The 374-nt window shown below is 34.8% G+C and carries 1 pseudogene; it reads left to right on the forward strand.

Annotated features, from left to right (window positions below):
- Positions 1 to 47: 47 nt before the first annotated feature.
- Positions 48 to 292: pseudogene (locus AC1DJR_RS33990) on the forward strand (lipase); the annotation flags it as partial.
- Between the last annotated feature and the right edge of the window lie 82 nt (positions 293 to 374).

The raw sequence follows: 374 nt of genomic DNA on the forward strand, positions 1-374 counted from the left end.
AAAAGTATTTTCAAAATAATAAATGATTCTAAGGGAGCTGATTTGTTTTGAAGAAAGGTGTGAAGAAAATAGCGGATTTAAGAATAACCTCTGATATGGGAAAGTTAGAGCTCGCTGGGCAAGATATATATAATTTTAGAGATGGCGAAGAACCGTATAATAATATTGGGGAGGACGCCAAAGAAAAAAACGAAGATCTCTTAGAAAAAAATTTAATGCAACACTAATAGATTCTGCAGAAGATAAAGACACTGGGTTTGCCGCTTATGCATTTAAAGATAATGTAACAGGAGGTTTTGAAGAAAGGTGTGAAGAAAATAGCGGATTTAAGAATAACCTCTGATATGGGAAAGTTAGAGCTCGCTGGGCAAGAT

The sequence above is a fragment of the Bacillus sp. 05T31 genome, assembly GCF_056396725.1.